Below are 22,543 nucleotides of genomic sequence, written 5' to 3' on the forward strand. Positions count from 1 at the left end.
AATTATTCCTCACTTTGAAATTCTTTTAATTGACCATCTTCATAGATTTGTGCAACCTTTGCTTGAATATTTTTCAATTTTTCATCACAATATTTTGATAATTCAATTCCTTCTTGAAATAAAGCAATACTATCTTCCAAAGGAATTTCATTACTCTCTAATTTTGCAACAATTTCCTCTAAACGTGCAATTGCTTTTTCATATGTCATTTTTTCCATCTTCTCACCTACTTAATTTCTGCCTTTTGAAAGCCATCATAAAATTGTATTTCAACAATATCTCCCTTTTGTACACTTTTAACTGATTTTATCATTTTTTCTTCTCTTCTCACTAAAGTATATCCTCTTTGCATCACTTTTAAGGGACTTAATGCATCTAAACTTGCAATTGTTTTTTGCAGTTGATATTCTTTTAATTGAATGAGATTATCAGTTGACTGTTTTAACGTTAATTGATAATTTTTAAGTTGTTGAAATATTTTCATATCAAATATTTTAAATTGATATGACAGTTGATCTTGTAATTTTGTTAATCTCAATATTTCATTAGAATATATTGCTTCTGGTGTTGTTAAATAATATGATTTCTGCAATCTTGTCAAATATTGACGATGGATATCTAAATAATGTTTCATTTTATATATCAATTGCTGTTTGAGATCATAATTATATTTACGTAATTCATTTTGATCAGGTGTTGCTTTCATAGCTGCAGCCGTTGGCGTTGCACATCGACAGTCACTTACAAAATCACAGATTGTAAAATCTGTTTCATGCCCTATCCCTGTAACAATAGGCGTTTGACAGTTAAACAAACATCTCGCCAAAGCCTCTTCATTAAAATTCCATAAATCTTCAATTGAACCACCACCACGAGCCAAAATAAGTGTATCAAAACCTAATCCATCAACTTGATTCAATGTTTCAATAATTTGTCTATAAGCATTTTTTCCCTGCACAGGAATAGGAAAAACAACAACCTGAGTAAATGGAAAACGCAAATGAATTGTTCTTACAATATCTTGAACTGCTGCTCCTTGTTTAGCAGACAAAACGGCAATTTTACGTGGAAATTGAGGGATCATTTTCTTGAATTTTTCATCAAATAATCCTTCCGCATTCAGTTTTTTCTTAAGTGCTTCAAATTTTAGATAGAGTTGTCCGATTCCATCTTGTTGAATAGATTGTACATATAATTGATATTGACCACTCACTTCATAAACTGATACACTAGCCCGAATAAAAACCTGCATGCCATTTTCTATTTCAAAATTCAAACGTCTGGCTTGTGAAGCAAACATGACAGCACTCACTCGTGAATTTTCATCTTTAAGAGTGAAATAAAGATGACCACTAGGATGTGGTCTATAATTTGATATTTCACCTTTGATATAGATATTCTGTAATGCTACATCCTGATTCATTTTTGCTTTAATATACTTATTTAAAGCAAAAACAGTAATATATTTTCTTTCCTCCATCAAATAACCTGACTCAAGACACCATTAATAAACTTATACGAATCATCATCACAGAATTTTTTAGCATTAAGAACAGCTTCATTAATAACTATTGTTTTTGGCAAATCAGATTCAAGCAATTCACATGTAGCAATTAATAGTATTGCTCTTTCCATCACACTTAATCTATCAAATGTCCAGCTTTTTTTCAAATGTTTTGCAATTAAATCCTGATATGAATCTTTATGATTAATTGCATTTTCTACTAACCATTGACTAAATTTCATTGTTTCAGGATTTTTACTTAATGTTTTATCTTCATTTAAAAATATAACTATTTCATCTATTGAACTTCCAACTAATAGGTTTTGATAAACTCCAATAGTTGCTTTTTCTCTTGCAATTTGTCTACGACTTTTTTCCATAAAATACAAATGCCTCCACATTCTCTAAATTACTCCTATTTTACCACAAATACTCCAAAAAATAAACAAAAGAAAAGTAAGAATCGACATTCTTACTTAAACTATTCAAAATCAATATTATCAACTTCAATATCAATATGTTTCACTTTTACATCTGTCATCTGTTTAATTGAAGTTGCTATTTTATCTTGAATCTCCTGTGTGATTTGAGATACATTTACTCCATATTTAATACGAACATGAATACATATATAGACTTCATTTTCTTTAATAGAGCAAGACACAACTGCCTTTGTACCAGGAATTTGAATTCCCTTAGATGTATCCAAAGAAACATTTTTCATTTCATTAACAGTTCTTTTTGTAATTTCATCAAAGACTTGAACATTCATCAATATTTTACCATTTACAGAGCCTTGATCAAATGTATAATATTCATTATGTGCCATAACATTACCTCTTTTCTATATCTCTATTGTATATAAAATATCATAAAATTACAAGTTTATTCACTAATAAATTTCACTTCAACCTGATAGTTATCACCAACAAGATTTAAAATTTCTTTTATAATTTTAGATGCGTCTGTCTGTGTTGCATCTTTTTTCATAACAGTCACTTTAATTGTTTGATTCTCAATTTCAACATACGCATCCTTATATCCAAGTTCTTTGATTTTTGAAACAATACTCTTCTCTTTTTCACCTATATTTTTTGTTTCACTAATCGTTTCAAGTGCTTCATTAATAGAATCTGATGTACTTGATTCTTTTGCTATAATCTCATTGTTTTTAGAGATAATATCTTCTCTTTTCTTATTTAATTGCTCTTGTAATTGCTGAATTGTTGTTTGCGTACTGGTAACGACTTCTTCATTTGAACTTGGTGGCAACATAATATAATAGATTGATAAGACAAGTATTAAACTGAAAAGTGTTAAAAAAGTAAAAGCTTGTTTATTCATATTCCATTCTCCTTTTTCTTATATACTATATGTTACAACAAGCTTAAATATGAAAAAAAGAGCTTACGCTCTTCCTTGATATTTTCCATCTTCTGTATTCACAATAACTTTTTCTCCTTCATTAATAAATAAAGGAACTTTGATTTGGTAACCTGTTTCAATAGTTGCATTTTTAGTTGCACCTGTTGCAGTATCACCTTTAACAGCAGGTTCAGTTTCAGTAACTGTAAAAGCCACATTGACAGGTAATTGAACACCTAAAACCTCATTTTCAAAACTTGTGACTTCTACCTCATCAGATGGTTTTAAAAAGTTCATTTCCCATTTTAAATGATCAGCAGGAATTTCAATTTGATCATATGTTTCATTATCCATAAAAACTAACATATCCCCTGAATCATATAAGTATTGCATTTTTCTTTTTTCAATATGTGCTTTGGCAACTTTTTCACTATTTCCAAAAGTTACTTCAGTTGTAGAACCAGTTCTCATGTTTTTCATTTTCACTCTAATATTAGCAGCAGCACGTGCTGTTTTATTATGTGAATATTCTAAAACAACATATAAATTGCCATCATATTGAAAAGTCATACCTGGTCTTAAATCACCAACATTAATCATATTCAATCTCTCCTTTGTAAGTTTCCCTACGCATTATAACAAATTTTTTCATATATGTAAAATAAATCTATTACTTTTTAGACTCAAAATAAAATGACAAAAATGATATCAACACATAAGAGTATCCCAATAACAATACTGATTTGTTTTTTTCGTTTATCTGTATCACAAATTTTTTCACGATACACACTAAGTAAAAAACATATCATTAAAATAGCAAATAAAATATATAGCATATTTATCCCTCCACATAGCTAAATTTTGTAACTTCAAACGTATCTGTTCGTATATTTAATATAAATGAATAGTTGATCTTTTCAGATGATATATGCGTTGTAATTTCATAATAATCTCCTAAATCCTCAATGAGACTTTGAATTGAATATTCATCATCCATATAATCATCACTTAATAAAATATCATTTTGCATTTGATCAACATAATATTGAGTCAGTAAAATCTCTAGATTTTTTTGCTTCATGAGAAGTTGAATAGATGTATAGTTTTTGGCATTTTGTCGAATTAGAAATAATCCTACAGTTAGAGAAAATGTGAATACTAAAAAAGTCACAAGTACAATTTGTAATACGGATCCTTTATTGTTCTGTAATGATTTCATCGTCTATCTCCTGTTTTTCTTTTGCAAAAGTAAGCAAGAACTGATATTCTTTTTCATTGCGAACGACATTCATATAAATCATATCATGCTTCATTTCAAAAGAAAGATCATCGATATTGGTTATCATAATCTCAAATCCAGGCGTTTTAACAAGACGATGATTATCTATATCAAATGTCATGATTTCACCGTCATAATTATAAAAACTGTATTGCTCACCAACGTCTTCATAATTTGTTCCCAACACCTCCTGACTGATTTGTTTTGCAGCTATAAAAATATCTTCATCATATTGTGAAATGTTTTGAGCATGTGAAATCGTGCGATACATCCCAAACAAACTTGTTACAATAATCAATGAAATTCCAAATGAAAATAAGACTTCAATCAATGTAAAGCCATTTGAATTAATTCTGTAAAATCTTCTGAAAATGATATTTCACCCTCTTTCTTTAAAACATCTTGATAATACTGACTGATTTTCGTTTCATTGGAAAAAAGATTCGTCATTAAACCCATATAGATTACCAATACAGATATAAAGATTTCAAAAGCAAACAAACTTTCAATCAGTGTCGAGCCTCTTTTACCTAACATAAAAGCACCCACTGCCCACTTGAAAAACAAACTGATATTGTTTTTTAGAAGTATGTAAAACAACCGTCTTAGCACCTTTAATATTCCCTGAAAGATTAAAGGTCATTTCGTGTGGTTCAAAAAAACTTTGATCATATAATTGATATTCTTTATTAAAATCAACACTGTGGTAAACAATTTCAGAATTTGAAAATGTTAATGTTACTGTCTGTTTATACGTCATTGCTGTTAATTTTGCTTCATTTAAAAAACCAATGATTTCTTGAACAAGCATACTCTCACTCTTTTGTGGCATATGTAATGTTAAAGAGAGAGTTGATAAAATGCATATAACAAATAATACAAATAATGTTTCAACTAAAGTAAATCCTTTATTCATCAGCATAAGCTTGACCATCGCTTATAGATATTGATTTTCCATTTGGACATATTCCTTGCTTTTCTGTTAAATAGGGATGACTACCACTTGTTAAATCAGAAATACTTGTTGGTAACTCTCCATTTTCAATTTCATATAACAAAATCTGAGAATTCACAACTTCAACTTGTGCTTCACAACCTTTGTTTTTAACAACAGTATTTTTAGAAGTAACATTAGGTATAACAAGAAGCAAAATAACTAATATCACACTAATACAGAAAATCATTTCAATTAAAGTAAATCCTTTTTTGTTCATTTTTATTCCTTCCTTTCTAAATATCTGAGATTACATTCATCATTGGAATAATAATCGAAACATAAATCGTAATAACAAAAACTGCTACAAACCCATAAATTGATGGAACAAGATATTTTAAAAATTGGGATATCCAAAGATCAATCTGTTCATAAGTCAAATCAATATAATGTGCTAAAGATTGCTTTTGAACTGGATTTTTCATATACATTTGAAAAAAGCTTAAAAACAAACGATCAAAATACTCAAAATCTTCTAAAATATCTTCTAGTGCTTCACCTTCATGTAATCTGTTATTCATTTCATAAAGCACAATTTTTAAATCACTTTCTGTCATTTGTTCATTCAAAAGTGCAATAATACTTGTACTATCAATTTCTTCATTAAGAAGTTCATGATAATAAACAGCAAATTTAAGAGAAAAATATTTTTGCAAACAAATTTTAAAGACTGGTAATTTCAAATACCACTCAATAATTAAATAAGATTTATGACGTAGTGCAAAAAATAGTCGAATAAGTAAAAACACAATAAGACTCCCAATAGAAATAATTAAAATTGGCATAAAATAGAAAAAGAAAAACATAATTTGAATCATAAGACTCTTTTGAATTTGAAAAGAATCAAATAGCTGATTGACATTTGGTAATAAAATAAATACAACAAAAATAGAAAAAAGAAGCAAAAAAGTCATTAAAATAAGAGGATAAGTTAATTTTGATTTTAATTGATTTTGATACTCTTCTTTCATCATACAAATATCTAAACTCTTTTGAATAGCTTCAGATAAACAATTCTTATTTTTAAAAAAATAAAAGTATTCTAAAAATAATTTTGGAAAATCCCCACTTATAATAACCGTTTCTAAAGATTCACCATAATGTAACTGATCAATCATTTTTGTTATTATAGGATGATGCATGATATGCTGACAAATATGTAATGTTTCTTCAATACTATAACCTGCCTCCAATAAAGTATATAGATTTTTTAAAAGCAGATAATCTTTATTCATATTGATATTCTCCTGTAAATAACTCTCTATCAAAACCTTGATTTATTAATTTTTGAGCTTGCTTTGCAAACGTTGAATAATTTGTTTCGTGATTTTGAAAGTAAGAGAAAATCTCTTCTTTATTCATATACTCTGATAAAACAATAACTCTTTGATTCTTTGAATCATATTTCATCCTTTGCGACATTGCACCTATAACAACATCACAGATATCTATTTCATTTACTTCTAGATTCATTAAACGTTTTAATGATAATAATGCATTGCTTGCATGAATAGTTGTTAAAACTAAATGCCCTGTCAAAGCACATGTAATCGCAATTTTAGCTGTTGTCACATCACGTATTTCACCAATCATAATAATATCTGGATCATGCCTTAATATCTGCTTTAAAGTATCCTGATAAGTAATTCCTAACTTTTCATTTAGTTCAATTTGTAAACAGTTCTCTAATTGCATTTCAATAGGATCTTCAATTGTAATAACATTCTTATTATCATGACGAATAATTTCTTTAAGAACAGTATATAAGGTCGTGGATTTCCCTGATCCCGTTGCTCCACTAATTAAAAATAAGCCACTTTCCTGTTTTGTTAACCACATTAAATAATGAATAATATCATCTTGGTAAGAAAGTTGTTCAATTGTACCAATCTCATGATTGTTAAGAATCCTAATGACAATACTTTCAAAATTTTGTGATGGCAGATAAGAAATTCTCAAGAAATACTCTTTTTGATGTATAGTTGTTGAAAAATCACCAGTTTGAGGAAGAAGTCGATAATTTGTATTGATGAGCGCTCTATATTTAATATAATTCATCAATTTACTTCCTAAATCATTTTCTAAACAATCATAATTTTTTAATTTCCCAAACAACCGAAAACGAATATAAAGACAATCTTTTAAAACCATATGTATATCTGTAGCTTTCATTTTCAAAGCCCGATACATCACCTTATCAAATAGTTCATCCATAATTACCCTCCTACTATATATATACGCAAAAAAAGTTCATTTTTCTTTTTTTATTTTCAAAAAAATGAAATATTTTTTTAATTTATTCAAATACTTCTATAATTCAATAAAAATTAACCATATTAAGCAAAAAAAGATTCCATCCTTTATAAATAAAACGGATGAAATCTTTTTTATGATTTTAAATATGGGTTATTATTTTGTTCAAAAAGCAACGTACTTTCTTCACCATGGCCCGGCAATAATCTTGCATCAAAATCCATTGCTTTAATTGTATTTAAAGACTGCTTTGTTTGTAAATGAGAAGATGTAGGAAAATCAAATCTGCCAATTGAACCAGCAAATAAAACATCACCACTAAACATTGCATTCTCACTTTGAATATATATCATACAACTTCCTTGACAGTGTCCTTCTAACAAATACCATTTTAAATCAAAATCAGCAATACGCATTATAGGCTTTGCTATTTGAATTGGTGCCTTAATAACAAATGGTTTTTCAAAACAGGACAAATTGTATTGAGGATTATTCATAATCTCTATAGATTCTTGATGAGCATATATAGGACAATGATAATGCTCATAGAGATAGTCAACAGCACCAATATGATCAAAATGTCCATGAGTTATCAATATAGCACATAACTTTAATTCATTTTCTGATAAATACTTTAAGACTTTTTGACCATTTGCTCCTGGATCAATAATGATACATTCATTTTTATCATTATATACAATATAACAATTGGTTTGCATTGAACCTAAGATCAATTTTTTTATCATATCAACAAATCCTTTCTATTAAAGAAAAAAAGCCATATGGCTTATTTCTTTTCTTTATGAGCAGTTTTTTTATTACATCTTGGACAGTATTTTTGAACTTCCATTCTCTCTGGATGATTTCTTTTATTTTTAGTATTAATGTAGTTTTCTTCACCACATTCAGTACATTTTAAAATGATGTTTTCTCTCATTATTACACCTCCATTGTGACTTCGCCATACTATAATAGCATAAAGTTTCTAAAAATGCTACACTTTATTTATTTTTTACACCATATTTATCAAAATATTTTGTTAAAGCCTGTTTTGAGATACTATTGCAGGCACTAGATGAACTTGAAGTTTGTGTTTCAGATATACAGGCAATTGAAATCTGTGGATCATTATAAGGAGCATAACCAACAAATGCACGGTTTTGATACTCCACATTATTAATAAAGACCTGAGCAGTACCTGTTTTTCCAGCCGCCTGATAATAGCCATTCATAGCCTTTGCCAAACCAGTGACACAACCTTCTCTAAAACCTGTTTGAACACGATCGAATGCTAATGTATAACTAGATACATCATCAAGAACCTTAACTTTATGTTGTAATAAAGAAATTTTTTGACCTTCATCATTTTCATCAAACGATTCTAAGAAAAGATGTGGCTGAATTCTTTTTCCACCATTTGCAATTGTAGAAACATATTGTGCCATTTGAATTGGTGTGTAAGTATCATATTGTCCAATTGCAAAATCGAGTAAATTACCACCTTGGCGACTTGTAACCGGTCCACGATAACCTAAACTCTCACTTGGAACATCTATTCCTGTTTTAACACCTAGTCCTAGTTCACCGACATCTTTTCTAAGAATATCAAATGCTTCAGAATTAACACTTAAAGGTTGATCTCTTACATATTTTCCACCACCTAAACGGATGGCTACATGGAACATATAAACGTTTGAAGACTTAGCTAATGCTTGAACTTCATTAACACGCCCTAAAGGTTTATATGATTTTTTAGCATTTGTTCCCGCAATCTTAATACCAGCTGCGTCATCCATAAAAGACTCACCTTTGCTAACAAGTCCTTCCTTAAAAGCCATATAAACAGTTCCACCCTTAAAAGTTGAACCAATAGCATATGCAGAAAGATAATTTCCAGATGCATAATCTGAAATTTCACCAGTTTTTGTATCTCTTTGTTTCCCAGCCATTGCAATAATCTCACCATTATTTGGATCCATCATTGTCACAAAAATATGATTATTGTATGTCCCACCTTGGCGACTTTTTAAAAAGCTCTCAATTAAATTGTTTAAATACTCTTGCATTTCCCAATCAATTGTAAGACGTATATTGTCTCCTTTAGAGCCACTTGAAACTGACTTTATAATAGGATTCCCATCACTATCATAGGTCATTGAATATTTTGCAGCAGACCCTGCTAAAATATTTTCATATTGTGCTTCAATTCCACTCACACCAACACGTGAATCATTGTTATAATCTTGAGCCAAAAGAATATCTTTTGTACTTGCTGGCAACCCTTGTTTTTTCGTTGTTACTCTTCCTAATACAGATTTAAAAGTATTATCATATGTGTATTCGCGTGACCAATCATTTGTCACTTTTATTCCTCTTAATATGTTTGAATTTTCCCCAATCAGACTTGCTTCTTTAATTGAAAGATTTTCAAGCAATACAACTGAACCATTTGTACAATTTTGAATTTTTGCATATAACATATAATATTTAATATCATTATGACTTAATTTCTCATTAAGTATATCATCAGTAATACGATCCAACTGTAATTTATAAACAACATCATCATCCTGCTTTAACTCTGCCTCAGATAAAAGACTTTTAACATATGTACTATCTTTCATTATTAAATAATCTTTTTTATCACGTTGTGTAACAGTGCCAGTATCCACACTGACGTTGTTAATTAAAAAGTTAACTATGACTTTGATTTCTTCTTCACTGATATTCTTAACGGCATAATAAGTCGCACAATTAATATTTTTATTATATACTAAACGATTATAATCACGATCATAGATATTGCCTCTAAAAGTATCAGCTGTAAAAATACTTGTGTTATATTGTGCTAATTTCGTTGTGTAATAATCTTTTTGATTAATCTGTGTCATAAACAAACGAATTAATAAAATAACACCCATAATCGCAACACTTATCATCAATATTTTAAATCTTCTAGAGATAACATTATCAGTTTGATTTTTTATCTTTGATTCAAGTTCTTTTTTGCCATCAAACTTGATTTGACTTTTTTTAAAAAGACCCATATCTGCACCTCCATGACTTATTATATTATAAACGATATTGAAAGTAAATCAACCCAAAAGAAAAAGAGAATTTCACAAATTCTCTTCATCATTTTTAAAAATATTTCATATTTCTAAATTTTACGCACAATACAAATAAATTATATCCATATTTTTGGCTTTATTAGTCATCATCAACTGATAAAATAGCCATAAAAGCTTCTTGAGGAATTTCTACACTTCCAACAGCTTTCATTCGTTTCTTTCCTTCTTTTTGCTTTTCTAGAAGTTTTTTCTTACGAGAAATATCACCACCATAGCATTTTGCTAAAACGTTTTTACGCATTGCCTTAATATTTGTACGGGCAATAACTTTACCCTGAATGGCAGCTTGAATCGGCACTTCAAACATTTGTTTTGGAATAATATCTTTTAATTTTTCACAGATAATACGACCACGATTATATGCAAAATCTTTATGAACAATTGTTGATAAAGCATCAACAACTTCTCCATTTAACAAAATATCCATACGTGTCAGACGACTTTCTTTATAACCATTGAGTTCATAATCAAAAGAAGCATAACCTTTTGTACAAGATTTTAATTTATCAAAGAAATCATAAACAATTTCACTTAATGGAACCATATAGATGACATTACGTCTTAAATCATCAATATATTCTATATCCTGATATTCACCACGCTTTGCCTGACACAACTCCATGATAGGCCCAACATATTCATTAGGTGTCATAATAGAAGCTTTAACATAAGGTTCTTCAATACAATCTATTTTCTGTGGATCAGGCAACATAGCAGGATTGTCAATCTCAATCATGCTTCCATCAGTGAGATGACAATGATAAACAACCGAAGGCGCCGTAGCAATTAACTCTAAATCAAATTCACGTTCTAATCTTTCCTCAATAACATCCATATGTAATAAGCCTAAAAAACCACATCTAAATCCAAAACCTAATGCTTGTGATGTTTCAGGTTCAAAAATCAATGCAGAATCACTTAATTTCATCTTCTCAAGTGCTTCTCTTAAATCTTTGTATCTTGCATTATCTACTGGATACAAACCACAATAAACCATTGGATTTAATCGACGATATCCAGGTAACTGTTGTGTTGATTCTTGTGATAAAGTTGTAATCGTATCTCCAACATGTACATCTTGAATAGATTTAATTGAGGCAGCTATCCAACCAACCTCACCTGTCACAAGTTTGTCTTTTTTGACTTCTTTTGGTGTTCTGACACCTACCTCAACGACTTCATAAGTTGCACCAGTTGCCATAAACTTGATTTCATCACCAACACGAATACAACCTTCTTTGATACAAACAAAAACAATAACACCACGATAACTATCATATAATGAATCAAAAATAAGGGCCTGAGTAGGATGATGAATATCCCCCTTTGGTGCAGGAACATTTTTGACAATATCCTCTAAAACATCAACAACATTCAAACCTGTTTTAGCAGAAATAAGTGGAGCCTCATCGGCTGGCAATCCAATAACTTCTTCTATTTCATGAATAACTCTCTGTGGATCAGCACTTGGTAAATCAATTTTATTAATGACTGGCAATATTTCAAGATCATTATCCAATGCCAAAAAGACATTAGCAAGCGTTTGAGCTTCCACTCCCTGGGCAGCATCAACAACCAAAACAGCCCCTTCACAAGCCGCTAATGAACGTGAAACTTCATATGTAAAGTCGACATGTCCCGGTGTATCAATAAGATGCAATAAATATGTTTCACCATTTTTAGCTGTATATGTTAATTGAACTGCATTTAATTTTATAGTGATACCACGTTCTCTTTCCAAATCCATACTATCAAGGAGTTGCTCTTTCATTTCTCTGTCACTCACCGCACCAGTAAGTTGTAGAATTCTATCTGCTAAAGTTGACTTTCCATGATCAATATGTGCAATGATAGAAAAATTTCTTATATGTGATTGATCTATATTCATAATCAAACTCCTTTCTTTTTACCTAATCTATTTTACACAATTATGACCTAAAAAGAAATAAAAAAGTAATATAAAGGACAGTTTTTCAACTTTTTTAAAAGAAATAAGGTTTTAGTATATAAACATTAAATTTCTTTATATTATAATCCATATAAATAATGAGCATCTTAGAAAAATATCTAAGATGCTTTTTTATGTTTTATCTATTCATTAGATATTTATCTACGAACTCAACGTGTTCGACTTTCACTTCCATCACAGTGGTTGTCTGATGATCTGATGATTCAAAAGTTTTTGATTGTAACCGTCCTTTTATTCCTATATAGCTTCCAATCTCACAACAATCCATCACTGTTTGGCTAATTCCTTTCCATAATACACAACTGATATAATCATGATCTTTAATTCCCAGATTATTTCGATAAGGTCTTTCAACATCCAAAACCATTGTTGCAAGTTTTACACCGTTGCTTGTTTCTTTTAAAACTGGTTCATTTGCTAACTTCCCAATAACAATTATTTCATTAAACATTTTTATTTTCCTCCTTTTTCTTTAAGTATATACGAGAATAGAGAAATAACCTAATTTGAAGAAATAGAGGCAATTTTAATGAATTTTAACATATTTCAAGAAGGTTATTCTTAAAAACTGGCATTTAGGATAGGATTTAAGAACATATCTTGTCGAAATTGATGAATTTCGATTTAACAAATAAAAAAAACATCAATAAAATGATGTTTTTCAGCTATTTTTCTACAATTACAAAAGCCACAGCATATTTTTTTTCATGAGAAATAGAAATTTGGGCATTTTCATCATTAAGAAAAGGACATCCACTCTCATCATTAAGAATTTCAATATCTTGAAAATTAATTCCACCTATTCCTTTATGATAAGCTTTCAAATATGCTTCTTTACCTGCAAATCTTCCACCTAAAAATTCTAATCGGCGCTGATCAGACTTCATTTGATGATAAAGTTGAAATTCTCGATCACTTAAAATTCTTTTAACGAAATGCAGATTATTAATATCCAAGCGTTCAAGATCAACGATATCGACTCCAATTCCTTTCATTAATCTTTAAACTTCTTTTCATAAAGACTCATCAATTCATCTAAACTCATTGAATCATCTATCTCATCAATAAAAGAGTCCTCTTCTTTATTTTGAAAATCAAGTTTAAACTCTCCAGTTCTCTCTTCAATAATCTTTAATTGATCTTGTTCTTCTTCAACAATATGTGCAATATTACGTAAATTTTCTTCTACACTTGGTTCCTTTGTTTCCTTTTCAATAGGTTGACTTTCTTCAGGTTGCTTTTTTTCATCCTTAAGATTATCAGCAGGTCCATAAAAAGGACTAATAATTGGAATAAGTTCATCTGTTTCTTTTTTGATTTTCTTTGTTTTAGGTCTTGCAACTTTTACTTCTTTTTTTCTTTCTTCTTTGATTCCAGTTATTGGTGAAATGATTTCACTCATACGATAATTTGTTTCTAAAGGAACTTTTTTAGGCTCAGGTTTCTTAATTTCTGGTTTTTTCTCCTCTTTTTTTTCTTCCTCATCATCATTATAAATGAGAGGTGTACTAAATTTTTCTTTACGTCTTTGTTCCAAAACAGGATCAACTGTTTCAAAAACTTCTTCTTCATCTTCTTCTTTAGTAAACCATTTTTTAAACATATCTCTTCCTCCTATTGAAAAAACGAATCTCCAACTTGATAATCTTTTTCATCCAAAACAAGGATACCACGGACTTGTGGTGCATTCGCTAAAGCCAGTTCTCGTGCAGAACACAACATACCAGACGATGGAATTCCTCGTAATTGTGATGGTTTAATGACTAATCCCGAAGGCATCACTGCACCCGGTTTTGCCACAACAACCAATTGATTCAAAGCAACATTTGGAGCTCCACAGACAATTTGCAAAGTTTCACTTCCTACATCAACCTGGCATATATGCATATGGTCTGAATCTGGATGTTCTTGAATATCAATAATTTTGCCAACATGAAAACCATCATCATAATCACTTTCTACATGTGACTGTTGATATTTTTCCAATACTTGATTCATTTCATTTACAAAATCCACTGTTATTTTTACTTTTCCTTGAGTCAACTGACTTATATATTGAGAAGCATGAAATAAATTATACCCAATAACTTGATTATCCTGATATAAAACATATAAATCATCATTTCTTTCATATTTATCTACTTTAGCTGAATCAGTTAATCTTACTAATAACACATCACCAATATGATCTAAATTATAAAAAGCATGTAAATTCATCTTATCCCACCTATTCTATTGCATCAATAAATGCTTGAATTTCATTTTTTGTTTTACGTAATTTATTAACCAGTCTTGCAACTTCTTTTCCTTCTTTGTATGCAATAAACGAAGGAATACCCATTATTTCTAAATCAATACATAAATCAACCATTTGATCACGATCAATATAATAAAACTTCCAATCTGGATTTTCTGTTACTAACTCATCAATAAATGTTTTTAAAAAGTGACAATCAGGACACCATGTCGTTGAAAAAACCATCATAGATTGTCCTAAAATAGCCTTTTGATAATCTTCTACACTATTAATACTTACTAAATTATTCATCTTTATTTTTCTCCTTTAAACGCTGTAACAATACGATAAATAGGTCCAAACGGTGAGAACTTACGTTCATATTCTGTTTGAATATTATCTTCGTATCCCTCACTATGGTGTAAATCTAAACAAACATCTACAAAATCCATTCCATAATGCTGAAATGAAATCAATGAATATTCAAATAAAATACGATTATCTGTTTTTAAAATCAGTTCACCATCTTCATTCAAGATATTTTGATAAATAGGCAAAAATACCTCAGATGTCAAACGACGTTTCGCATGTTTCTTCTTTGGCCATGGATCACTGAAATTAAGATAAATTCGACTTACTTCATTTTCTTTGAAGACATCATTTAAAACAAGAGCATCTTCTTTCATAAGTTTCAAATTAGGAAGAACTTGTGGTTCTTCATCAAGTTTTTTGATAGCACCAACTAAAACACTTGGAAATTTCTCAATCCCAATAAAATTGATATCTGGATATCGTTTGGCGTTTTCAATAATAAAATCACCTTTCCCCATTCCTATTTCAATAAAAATAGGATGGTCATTTGCAAATAACTGATGCCATTTCCCTTTATAATCCTTTGTATTTAGCACAACAAACTCTTTGTGATTTTCTAAAATCTCGTTTGCTTTTGGGTTATTTCTTAAACGCATATTTTCCTCCAATATTTTTTATTATTGTAGCACAGATTCATCCTTTAATCTATCTAATTCTTCATCAGTTAATCTGCGATATTCACCTAGCTGTAAAGAAGTGTCTAAATAAAGTTCTTTCATTCGAATTCGCTTTAAATATGTCACTTCTTTTCCCAGCGCTAAAAACATTTTTTTCACTTGATGAAATTTTCCTTCATAAATTTCTACTTCAATCTCACTTTCCCCATGATTGATTGATAAAATGGTTAAATGAGCACTTTGACATTGATAATCATCATTAATAACGATGCCTTTTAAAAACTTTTGAACATCATCCTCTGTTACAATTCCTTTAATTTTTGCATAATAGACTTTTGGACAATGTCTTTTAGGTGATAAAAGCTGATGAGCTAAAACACCATCATTTGTTAAAATTAATAATCCTTCGGTATCAACATCAAGTCTACCTACTGGGAATAAATCATCTCGATAATAATCATCAATTAATTCTACTACCGTTGGATAGACATTATCTTCTGTTGCACTAACATAGCCGCTTGGCTTATTAAGCATATAATAAACATATTCCTCGTAAATAATTTTTTCATCATCAACACGTATCTCATCACGCATTGGATCAACATGTGCTTTATCTTTTTTTATAATTTCACCATTAACAGTGACATATCCTTTTCTAATTAATTCCTTCACTTCTTTTCTTGTTCCAAAACCACTATGGGCTAAAAGTTTATCTATTCTCATGATGGACTCACCTCTATATATTTAACCTTCTTTTCTGTCTTTTCTTCATCAATATAATAACTGATATAAACCTTAACTGTTCTTTTCATTTCGCATTCACCAGATAATTGTATTCCTTTATAAAAATGTTCTGCTTTATTAACATAATTTTTATGTAAATGATAAGGTTCCTGATCAAAGAGTCCAATCACTGGGCAGGTTTGTTCATCTGTTTCCTGAGCATATGCTAAAGCCATAATATTATACATATTTATTTGTGGCTGATCAATGATAATATCATACCGATATTTTTGATCTAATTGATTGAAAATCAATTGAATACGAAAAGGAAAATCTTTATCAAAATTCTGCTGATTCTTCAAATCATTCTTAATCTCTTCATACATTGTAAACTGTGAATTTTGCTGTGTTTGATTACATGCCACACACAATAACAGAACACTTATGAACAGAATTGTTTTTTTCATATTATCACCATCTTTTATTATAGCATTTTTCACCAAATGAAAAAAGGCTATTTCTAGCCTTTCTACTGACATTTACATTCAAATGTATCACAAGCTGTTTCAGCAACATCTTTTGCTTCTTTACAGCGACAGTTATTCACATGAATGCAATTTGCTTCACAACATCCATCACAATAGTATTTACAAGTATCCACGCTACATTTTACATCTTTAGCCATGGTTTCACCTCCATATTTTATTATGGCAGAAACCTAAGATAAATATACAATCAAACAACTAAAACTGTACTCTAGTTCACCATTATGAGATGTCATAGCAACCTGATAATGAATATTTTGAATATCAGGATTTTCTTTACAAATAAAATCATTTAAAGCATCTTCTAAATCAAGTTCATGTGTTTTTTCAATAATTTTTATTTTCATGCATTCATATTAACACACATCACTTAAAAATTTTGTCATTATTGGTTAATCTCAATTGTAAACTGACACATAAATTCTTCTTGCTTCGCTAATGCAACAACGCCTTCTTTTTCTTTAAATTCACCTGTGAATCCAACATAATCACTATGTCCTACCCATGGTTCAATTGCTAATAAACCACCAACATGTTTACTTGTCCAAATTCCTAAATGATTAAAGTTATCCATATAAAAACGAATAGATTTATCATGATTTAAAGATTTTAAAGTCACATAGTGTGAATGAAAATTCTTAACAACAATAGCATCATTATTAAATAGGGCCTGTCTTACAAAAAAGCGTCTTTCATTATCAAATAACAACTCTGTTTTATCTGACATGCCACGATGTTCAACATCAATAATTTTCTGATATAAAGATTCATTTTTTTCAAATTCGATATAATAATCATTGCTTGATTCATTTTCCATAAATGGACATGCAAATGCAGGATGTCCACCAATTTGAAAATAAATAACACGCTCATCAGTATTTGTTACAACACAACGACATTCTAATTGATTTTCTTTTAATGTATAAATCACTTTTAAATCAAATAAATATGGATATTGTTTTAATATCTCTTCATTTGGTGTTAATTCAAATTCAACACATGTATCTGATAATTGATGTGTTAAATATTCATTATGTCTTGAAAAACCATGTTGTGTCATTGTATATGTTTTTCCATCAATACGACATTCATTATTTTGTAAAGCACCAACAATTGGAAATAATATAGGTGCACTACTTGCCCATAATGATGGGTCTCTACGCCACATATAATTCAAACCATCTTTTAACCCAACAATTTTAATAATTTCAGCACCCTTTGGATTTAATTCAACTTCCAAAATATCATTTTTTAAAATCGCCATTTTATAATCTCCTATTTTATTTGACCTTTAATCATTGTTTTTTGAATATTAATATCTTCATCAAAGAAAATAATATCAGCATATTTACCTTCTTTAATTTCTCCAATACTATCCTCACCTAAACTTTGTGCCGGATTATAACTTGCTAAATTGACAGCCTCATTTAAAGTTAATCCAAGATGTTTATATGCATTATTAACACATTCATTCATATTGGCAATACTTCCAGCTAATGCTCCATTGGCTAAACGTGCTGACCCATCTTTCACATAGACAGGTTGTGTTCCAAGTTTATATGTTCCATCAGGTAATCCAGCAGCTTCAATAGAATCAGTAATCAAAATCAGCTTATCTTTGCCTTTAGCACGAAGCAAAGCCTTTGCAGCAGCAAAATTAACATGAATACCATCTAAAATCAATTCAGCATAAACTGTATCATTGATCATAATCGCCCCAACAACACCTGGTGCACGATGTGTCAATGGAGTCATTGCATTATACGTATGTGTTCCAGAAGTTGCACCGGCATCAATAGCTACTTGTGCTTCCTCATAAGTTGCATTAGTATGTCCTAAAGAAACAACAGTGTTTTTATCTTTTAAGTAAGTAATTAAATCAATTGAATGTTCTAATTCTGGAGCAATTGAAATTTTTCTAATAACATCCTGATGATCTTTCACAAATGATAAATAATTTTCAACTGTTGGTAAAATCATACATTCTTCTGGTTGTGCCCCTTTATACTGTTTATTAAAAAATGGTCCTTCTAAATGAGTACCTAAAATCTGTGCCCCAGTTACTTTGTCTTTATTGAGTGCAATGTTTTCTACTGCTTTTGTAATATCATCAACTGGCATTGTCATTGTTGTTGGCAACAATGTTGTTACACCTGTTTTTAAAGCCGCGTTTGAAATGGTATTTAAATCTTCAAAAGTCGGATACATTGTGTCGCTTCCACCTCGACCATGTGTATGCACATCAATAAATCCTGGACTTACATACATTCCTTTCGCATCAATAATATCTTCATCAGTGGGTTGACGATCACTGATTTCAACGATTTTATCATCGTCAATGAAAACGTTTTTTTCAACAATTTCATCATGTAAAATAATTTTCCCGTTCACAATACATTTTTTCATTTTCTTTGTCCTCCTTGCTTTATTATACCACGTCTTGATATATCTTCAAATAAAATACACAAGAAAAGGTATACATCAGTATACCCATAATTATGACATTGTTGCTCCATCCACCGATAAAATGACACCAGTAATATAACTTGCCATATCACTTGCTAAAAACACAAAAGCATTCGCAATATCTTCCGGCTCACCTACACGTCTTAAAGGGATTGAATTAATGATTGGCTGAATAATTTCATCAGGCAAGGCTGCCACCATATCTGTTTTAATAACACCTGGCGCAACAGCATTCACACGAATATGATCTTTACCAAGTTCACGAGCTAATGACTTTGTCATACCATTAACTGCAAATTTAGATGTAGGATAACCTGCACCGGCTGGTTGTCCATATAATGATACCATTGAACTCGTATTTAAAATAACGCCTCCACCTTGTTCTTTCATCAAAATAGCAGCCTCTTTTGAACAGATAAAAACAGCATTGACATTAAGATTCATAATCATTTCAAAATCTTCTAAATTATAATCAAAGAGTTTATCACGTTGTGATATACCAGCATTATTAACAAGAATATCTAAACGACCAAACTGTTTGACAACCATTTGGAATGCTTCCTTGACTTCTTGAGCATTCATTAAATTAGGATGTAATCCAATCACTTGACAATTTTCATTTTCTTCATGTAGTTTTTCTAATGCAATGTCAACAGTCTCCTTACGTGAACCAAACAATGCAACTTTAGCTCCTTGTTCTAAAAAAGCTTTGACAGTCGCAAAACCAATTCCTCTTGTTCCACCTGTAACAATTGCAACTTTTCCTTCTAACAATTTCATTTTTTTCCTTCTTTCATTTCAATATAAATTTATTTTATGCTAATTAGCCTTGTTTGTCAAATATTTCACAAGTATTTCAAATAAAAAAGACATTAACTGTCTTTTTCATGTAATTCGTCAATAATACTCTCAATTTTATTTCCATATTCTAAAGAAGTATCTAATATGAAGTGAATCTCAGGACATTTACGGATTGTAAGACGTTTTGCTAATAAAGAACGAATAAATCCTTTTGATCTTTCTAATGCTTCCATACTCTTTTTTGTGTTTTTATTCATAAATGATACATAAATTTTAGCAATTGATAAATCATTTGTAATATCTACACCTGTAATTGTACAAAAGCCAATATCTGGATCACGGACTTCCGTCTGCAATATACCTGAAAGTTCTCTTTGAATAATATTATTCATTTTCTCTTTCTTCAATACCACTTTCAATCAACTCCTATTTTCTTTCGACTTCTTTCATGATATAACCTTCAACAATATCGCCTTCTTTGATATCATTATAGTTTTCAATTGTCATACCACATTCATAACCTGTTGCAACCTCTTTTGCATCATCTTTAAAACGTTTTAAAGAAGCTAATTTCCCTTCATAAATAACGACACCTTCACGAATTAAACGAATTCCACAATCTCTTCGAATATATCCATCAGTGACATAACATCCAGCAATATTACCAACTTTAGAAACCTTGATAACTTGTCTAATTTCTGCTTGTCCAGTAATCACTTCTTCTAATTCAGGTGCTAACATACCTTTCATAGCAGCTTCAATTTCTTCTACCATTTTATAGATAATATTATGCAATCTGATTTCAACGCCTTCTTCTTCCGCTTTACGTCTTACATTTGCATCAGGACGCACATTAAAGCCATAGATGATTGCTTTTGAGGCACTTGCCAATAAGACATCAGATTCACTAATAGCTCCTACAGTAGAACGGATAACATGAACACGTGCACCATCAATATCAATCTTTTCTAATGATCCTCTCACAGCTTCTGCCGTTCCATTAACATCAGCTTTAACAATAATGTTTAAATCAACCATTTGTCCTTCTTTGATTTGATTAAATAAATCATCCAAACTCATAGCCGAATTGACTCCACGATCAATTTCCTGTTTTGCTTTTTGTCTTTCTTCACCAACATGGCGAGCCATTTTTTCAGTTTCAAAAGCCATAAATTTATCACCAGCAACAGGAACTTCATTTAAACCAGTAATCTCTACTGGTGTTGATGGTGCAGCTTCTTTTAAAGGACGCCCACTATCATCTAACATTTGTCGTACACGACCAAAGGCAGTTCCAACGACAATTGGATCCCCTGCTCTTAAAGTTCCGTTTTCAACTAATAATGTTGCAACTGGTCCACGACCTTTATCTAGTCTACCCTCGACAACACTACCATATGCATAACGTTTTGGATTTGCTTTTAAATCAGCCAATTCCGCAACAACTGTTAATGTTTCTAATAATTCAGGAATACCAGTTCCCTTTTTTGCAGAGATATTACAATAAACTGTATCTCCACCCCAATCTTCAGGCATTAATCCCAATTCACTCATCTCTGATTTAATACGATCAGGATCAGCACCTTCTTTATCAATCTTATTAACAGCAACAACGATTGGAACTTGTGCTGCTAATGCATGATCAACAGCTTCTTTTGTTTGTGGCATAACACCATCATCAGCTGCAACCACAATAATAACAATATCTGTAACCTGTGCTCCACGTGCACGCATTGCTGTAAATGCTTCATGACCTGGGGTATCGAGGAATGTAACTTTTTTTCCATTCACATCAACCTGATAAGCGCCAATATGCTGTGTAATACCTCCAAATTCACCATCAACAACTTTTGATTTTCTAATTGAGTCTAATAATGTTGTTTTCCCATGATCAACATGTCCCATAATTGTAACAACTGGGGGACGACTTGTTAAATCAGCTTCATTATCAACAATCTCAATATTTTCAAAATTAATTTCATTAACAACAACATTTTTCTTTGGTTCATAACCATATTCAAGACAAATCAATTCAACTTGTTCATCATCTAAAGATGAATTAATTGTGACCATTGTCCCTAACATAAATAAAACTTTAATAACATTGGCAGGTGTTTGCCCTATTTTCTCAGCAAGTTCACCAACAGTAATTCCTTCTTCATATTCAACAATACCATCACCAATGATTTTTTCTTCTTTCTTTCCTGCCTTATTAGGAATATTTGAAATAAGTTTCTTTTTATGCTGATTACCTTTCTTTTTTGTTGAAGTATTCTTTTTTGCCATAA

At 30.4% G+C, this 22,543-nt stretch carries 33 protein-coding genes; all 33 read right to left on the minus strand.

Going from position 1 to position 22,543, the window contains the following annotated elements; translation table 11 throughout:
- Positions 1-2: 2 nt before the first annotated feature.
- A complete protein-coding gene (gene xseB / locus BN1865_RS02510; RefSeq protein WP_050635687.1) occupies positions 3-218 on the minus strand; it encodes an exodeoxyribonuclease VII small subunit in 216 nt (71 codons plus the stop codon).
- Positions 219-226: 8 nt separating this feature from the next.
- Positions 227-1,480, minus strand: a complete 1,254-nt coding sequence (xseA, locus tag BN1865_RS02515; protein ID WP_050635688.1) for an exodeoxyribonuclease VII large subunit — start codon at positions 1,478-1,480, stop codon at positions 227-229.
- On the minus strand, positions 1,480-1,884 hold the full coding sequence (gene nusB, locus BN1865_RS02520; protein WP_050635689.1) for a transcription antitermination factor NusB: 405 nt from the start codon (positions 1,882-1,884) through the stop codon (positions 1,480-1,482). The genes xseA and nusB overlap by 1 nt, the downstream gene beginning before the upstream one ends.
- Before the next feature lie 101 nt (positions 1,885-1,985).
- Positions 1,986-2,333 carry an Asp23/Gls24 family envelope stress response protein gene (locus tag BN1865_RS02525; RefSeq protein ID WP_050635690.1) on the minus strand — a complete coding sequence of 116 codons (348 nt, stop codon included), beginning with the start codon at positions 2,331-2,333 and terminating at the stop codon, positions 1,986-1,988.
- Between the two features lie 56 nt (positions 2,334-2,389).
- Positions 2,390-2,848, minus strand: coding sequence for a SpoIIIAH-like family protein (locus tag BN1865_RS02530; RefSeq protein ID WP_050635691.1), 459 nt, complete (start codon positions 2,846-2,848; stop codon positions 2,390-2,392).
- Positions 2,849-2,911: 63 nt separating this feature from the next.
- Positions 2,912-3,469 (minus strand): elongation factor P, encoded by a 558-nt coding sequence (gene efp / locus BN1865_RS02535; protein ID WP_050635692.1) that lies wholly within the window; start codon positions 3,467-3,469, stop codon positions 2,912-2,914.
- Positions 3,470-3,552: 83 nt separating this feature from the next.
- Complete coding sequence (locus tag BN1865_RS18275) at positions 3,553-3,705, minus strand: hypothetical protein (RefSeq protein ID WP_157844073.1); 153 nt, start codon at positions 3,703-3,705, stop codon at positions 3,553-3,555.
- Between the two features lie 2 nt (positions 3,706-3,707).
- Entirely contained in the window at positions 3,708-4,088 is a 381-nt protein-coding gene (locus tag BN1865_RS02540; protein WP_050635693.1) for a hypothetical protein, read from the minus strand.
- Positions 4,066-4,479: a hypothetical protein gene (locus BN1865_RS02545; RefSeq protein ID WP_198527225.1), complete on the minus strand. Its 414-nt coding sequence runs from the start codon at positions 4,477-4,479 to the stop codon at positions 4,066-4,068. Before BN1865_RS02545 ends, BN1865_RS02540 begins: the two co-directional genes overlap by 23 nt.
- The gene (locus tag BN1865_RS02550) at positions 4,476-4,685 is read right to left on the minus strand and encodes a hypothetical protein (RefSeq protein ID WP_050635694.1); all 210 of its coding nucleotides are present in this window, start codon (positions 4,683-4,685) and stop codon (positions 4,476-4,478) included. The genes BN1865_RS02545 and BN1865_RS02550 overlap by 4 nt, the downstream gene beginning before the upstream one ends.
- Positions 4,675-5,070 (minus strand): competence type IV pilus minor pilin ComGD, encoded by a 396-nt coding sequence (gene comGD / locus BN1865_RS02555; RefSeq protein ID WP_050635695.1) that lies wholly within the window; start codon positions 5,068-5,070, stop codon positions 4,675-4,677. The genes BN1865_RS02550 and comGD overlap by 11 nt, the downstream gene beginning before the upstream one ends.
- A complete protein-coding gene (gene comGC, locus BN1865_RS02560; RefSeq protein WP_050635696.1) occupies positions 5,057-5,362 on the minus strand; it encodes a competence type IV pilus major pilin ComGC in 306 nt (101 codons plus the stop codon). The genes comGD and comGC overlap by 14 nt, the downstream gene beginning before the upstream one ends.
- A 16-nt stretch (positions 5,363-5,378) precedes the next feature.
- A complete protein-coding gene (locus BN1865_RS02565) occupies positions 5,379-6,377 on the minus strand; it encodes a type II secretion system F family protein (protein ID WP_050635697.1) in 999 nt (332 codons plus the stop codon).
- Positions 6,370-7,356 (minus strand): ATPase, T2SS/T4P/T4SS family, encoded by a 987-nt coding sequence (locus tag BN1865_RS02570; RefSeq protein ID WP_050635698.1) that lies wholly within the window; start codon positions 7,354-7,356, stop codon positions 6,370-6,372. Before BN1865_RS02570 ends, BN1865_RS02565 begins: the two co-directional genes overlap by 8 nt.
- A gap of 173 nt (positions 7,357-7,529) precedes the next feature.
- The gene (locus BN1865_RS02575; protein WP_050635699.1) at positions 7,530-8,141 is read right to left on the minus strand and encodes an MBL fold metallo-hydrolase; all 612 of its coding nucleotides are present in this window, start codon (positions 8,139-8,141) and stop codon (positions 7,530-7,532) included.
- A 41-nt stretch (positions 8,142-8,182) separates the two neighbouring features.
- Positions 8,183-8,332, minus strand: coding sequence for a 50S ribosomal protein L33 (gene rpmG / locus BN1865_RS02580; RefSeq protein WP_050635700.1), 150 nt, complete (start codon positions 8,330-8,332; stop codon positions 8,183-8,185).
- Between the two features lie 64 nt (positions 8,333-8,396).
- On the minus strand, positions 8,397-10,442 hold the full coding sequence (locus BN1865_RS02585; RefSeq protein WP_050635701.1) for a peptidoglycan D,D-transpeptidase FtsI family protein: 2,046 nt from the start codon (positions 10,440-10,442) through the stop codon (positions 8,397-8,399).
- 163 nt (positions 10,443-10,605) lie between these two features.
- Positions 10,606-12,414, minus strand: coding sequence for a translation elongation factor 4 (lepA, locus tag BN1865_RS02590; RefSeq protein WP_050635702.1), 1,809 nt, complete (start codon positions 12,412-12,414; stop codon positions 10,606-10,608).
- Positions 12,415-12,613: 199 nt separating this feature from the next.
- Positions 12,614-12,946 carry a single-stranded DNA-binding protein gene (locus BN1865_RS02595; protein WP_050635703.1) on the minus strand — a complete coding sequence of 111 codons (333 nt, stop codon included), beginning with the start codon at positions 12,944-12,946 and terminating at the stop codon, positions 12,614-12,616.
- Between the two features lie 214 nt (positions 12,947-13,160).
- Positions 13,161-13,490, minus strand: a complete 330-nt coding sequence (gene acpS / locus BN1865_RS02600) for a holo-ACP synthase (RefSeq protein WP_050635704.1) — start codon at positions 13,488-13,490, stop codon at positions 13,161-13,163.
- Positions 13,490-14,098 carry a hypothetical protein gene (locus BN1865_RS02605; RefSeq protein ID WP_050635705.1) on the minus strand — a complete coding sequence of 203 codons (609 nt, stop codon included), beginning with the start codon at positions 14,096-14,098 and terminating at the stop codon, positions 13,490-13,492. The genes acpS and BN1865_RS02605 overlap by 1 nt, the downstream gene beginning before the upstream one ends.
- 11 nt (positions 14,099-14,109) lie before the next feature.
- Positions 14,110-14,712: a YtpR family tRNA-binding protein gene (gene ytpR, locus BN1865_RS02610; RefSeq protein ID WP_050635706.1), complete on the minus strand. Its 603-nt coding sequence runs from the start codon at positions 14,710-14,712 to the stop codon at positions 14,110-14,112.
- A gap of 10 nt (positions 14,713-14,722) precedes the next feature.
- Positions 14,723-15,043, minus strand: coding sequence for a thioredoxin family protein (locus BN1865_RS02615; protein ID WP_050635707.1), 321 nt, complete (start codon positions 15,041-15,043; stop codon positions 14,723-14,725).
- A 2-nt stretch (positions 15,044-15,045) separates the two neighbouring features.
- Positions 15,046-15,699, minus strand: a complete 654-nt coding sequence (trmB, locus tag BN1865_RS02620; RefSeq protein ID WP_050635708.1) for a tRNA (guanosine(46)-N7)-methyltransferase TrmB — start codon at positions 15,697-15,699, stop codon at positions 15,046-15,048.
- 21 nt (positions 15,700-15,720) lie between these two features.
- Complete coding sequence (locus BN1865_RS02625) at positions 15,721-16,443, minus strand: pseudouridine synthase (protein WP_050635709.1); 723 nt, start codon at positions 16,441-16,443, stop codon at positions 15,721-15,723.
- Positions 16,440-16,910: a hypothetical protein gene (locus BN1865_RS02630; RefSeq protein ID WP_050635710.1), complete on the minus strand. Its 471-nt coding sequence runs from the start codon at positions 16,908-16,910 to the stop codon at positions 16,440-16,442. The genes BN1865_RS02625 and BN1865_RS02630 overlap by 4 nt, the downstream gene beginning before the upstream one ends.
- A gap of 62 nt (positions 16,911-16,972) precedes the next feature.
- Entirely contained in the window at positions 16,973-17,128 is a 156-nt protein-coding gene (locus tag BN1865_RS17865) for a DUF1540 domain-containing protein (RefSeq protein WP_082189880.1), read from the minus strand.
- Positions 17,129-17,161: 33 nt separating this feature from the next.
- A complete protein-coding gene (locus BN1865_RS17870; protein ID WP_082189881.1) occupies positions 17,162-17,335 on the minus strand; it encodes a sporulation protein Cse60 in 174 nt (57 codons plus the stop codon).
- Positions 17,336-17,373: 38 nt separating this feature from the next.
- Entirely contained in the window at positions 17,374-18,252 is an 879-nt protein-coding gene (locus BN1865_RS02635) for an aldose 1-epimerase family protein (protein ID WP_050635711.1), read from the minus strand.
- A gap of 11 nt (positions 18,253-18,263) precedes the next feature.
- Positions 18,264-19,394: an N-acetylglucosamine-6-phosphate deacetylase gene (gene nagA / locus BN1865_RS02640; RefSeq protein WP_050635712.1), complete on the minus strand. Its 1,131-nt coding sequence runs from the start codon at positions 19,392-19,394 to the stop codon at positions 18,264-18,266.
- 90 nt (positions 19,395-19,484) lie between these two features.
- A complete protein-coding gene (locus BN1865_RS02645) occupies positions 19,485-20,234 on the minus strand; it encodes an SDR family NAD(P)-dependent oxidoreductase (protein ID WP_050635713.1) in 750 nt (249 codons plus the stop codon).
- A gap of 92 nt (positions 20,235-20,326) precedes the next feature.
- Positions 20,327-20,668, minus strand: a complete 342-nt coding sequence (gene rbfA / locus BN1865_RS02650; protein ID WP_050635714.1) for a 30S ribosome-binding factor RbfA — start codon at positions 20,666-20,668, stop codon at positions 20,327-20,329.
- A gap of 13 nt (positions 20,669-20,681) precedes the next feature.
- Positions 20,682-22,541: a translation initiation factor IF-2 gene (gene infB / locus BN1865_RS02655; protein WP_050635715.1), complete on the minus strand. Its 1,860-nt coding sequence runs from the start codon at positions 22,539-22,541 to the stop codon at positions 20,682-20,684.
- Between the last annotated feature and the right edge of the window lie 2 nt (positions 22,542-22,543).

The organism is Candidatus Stoquefichus sp. SB1, assembly GCF_001244545.1.
Lineage (GTDB): Bacteria > Bacillota_I > Bacilli_A > Erysipelotrichales > Coprobacillaceae > Stoquefichus.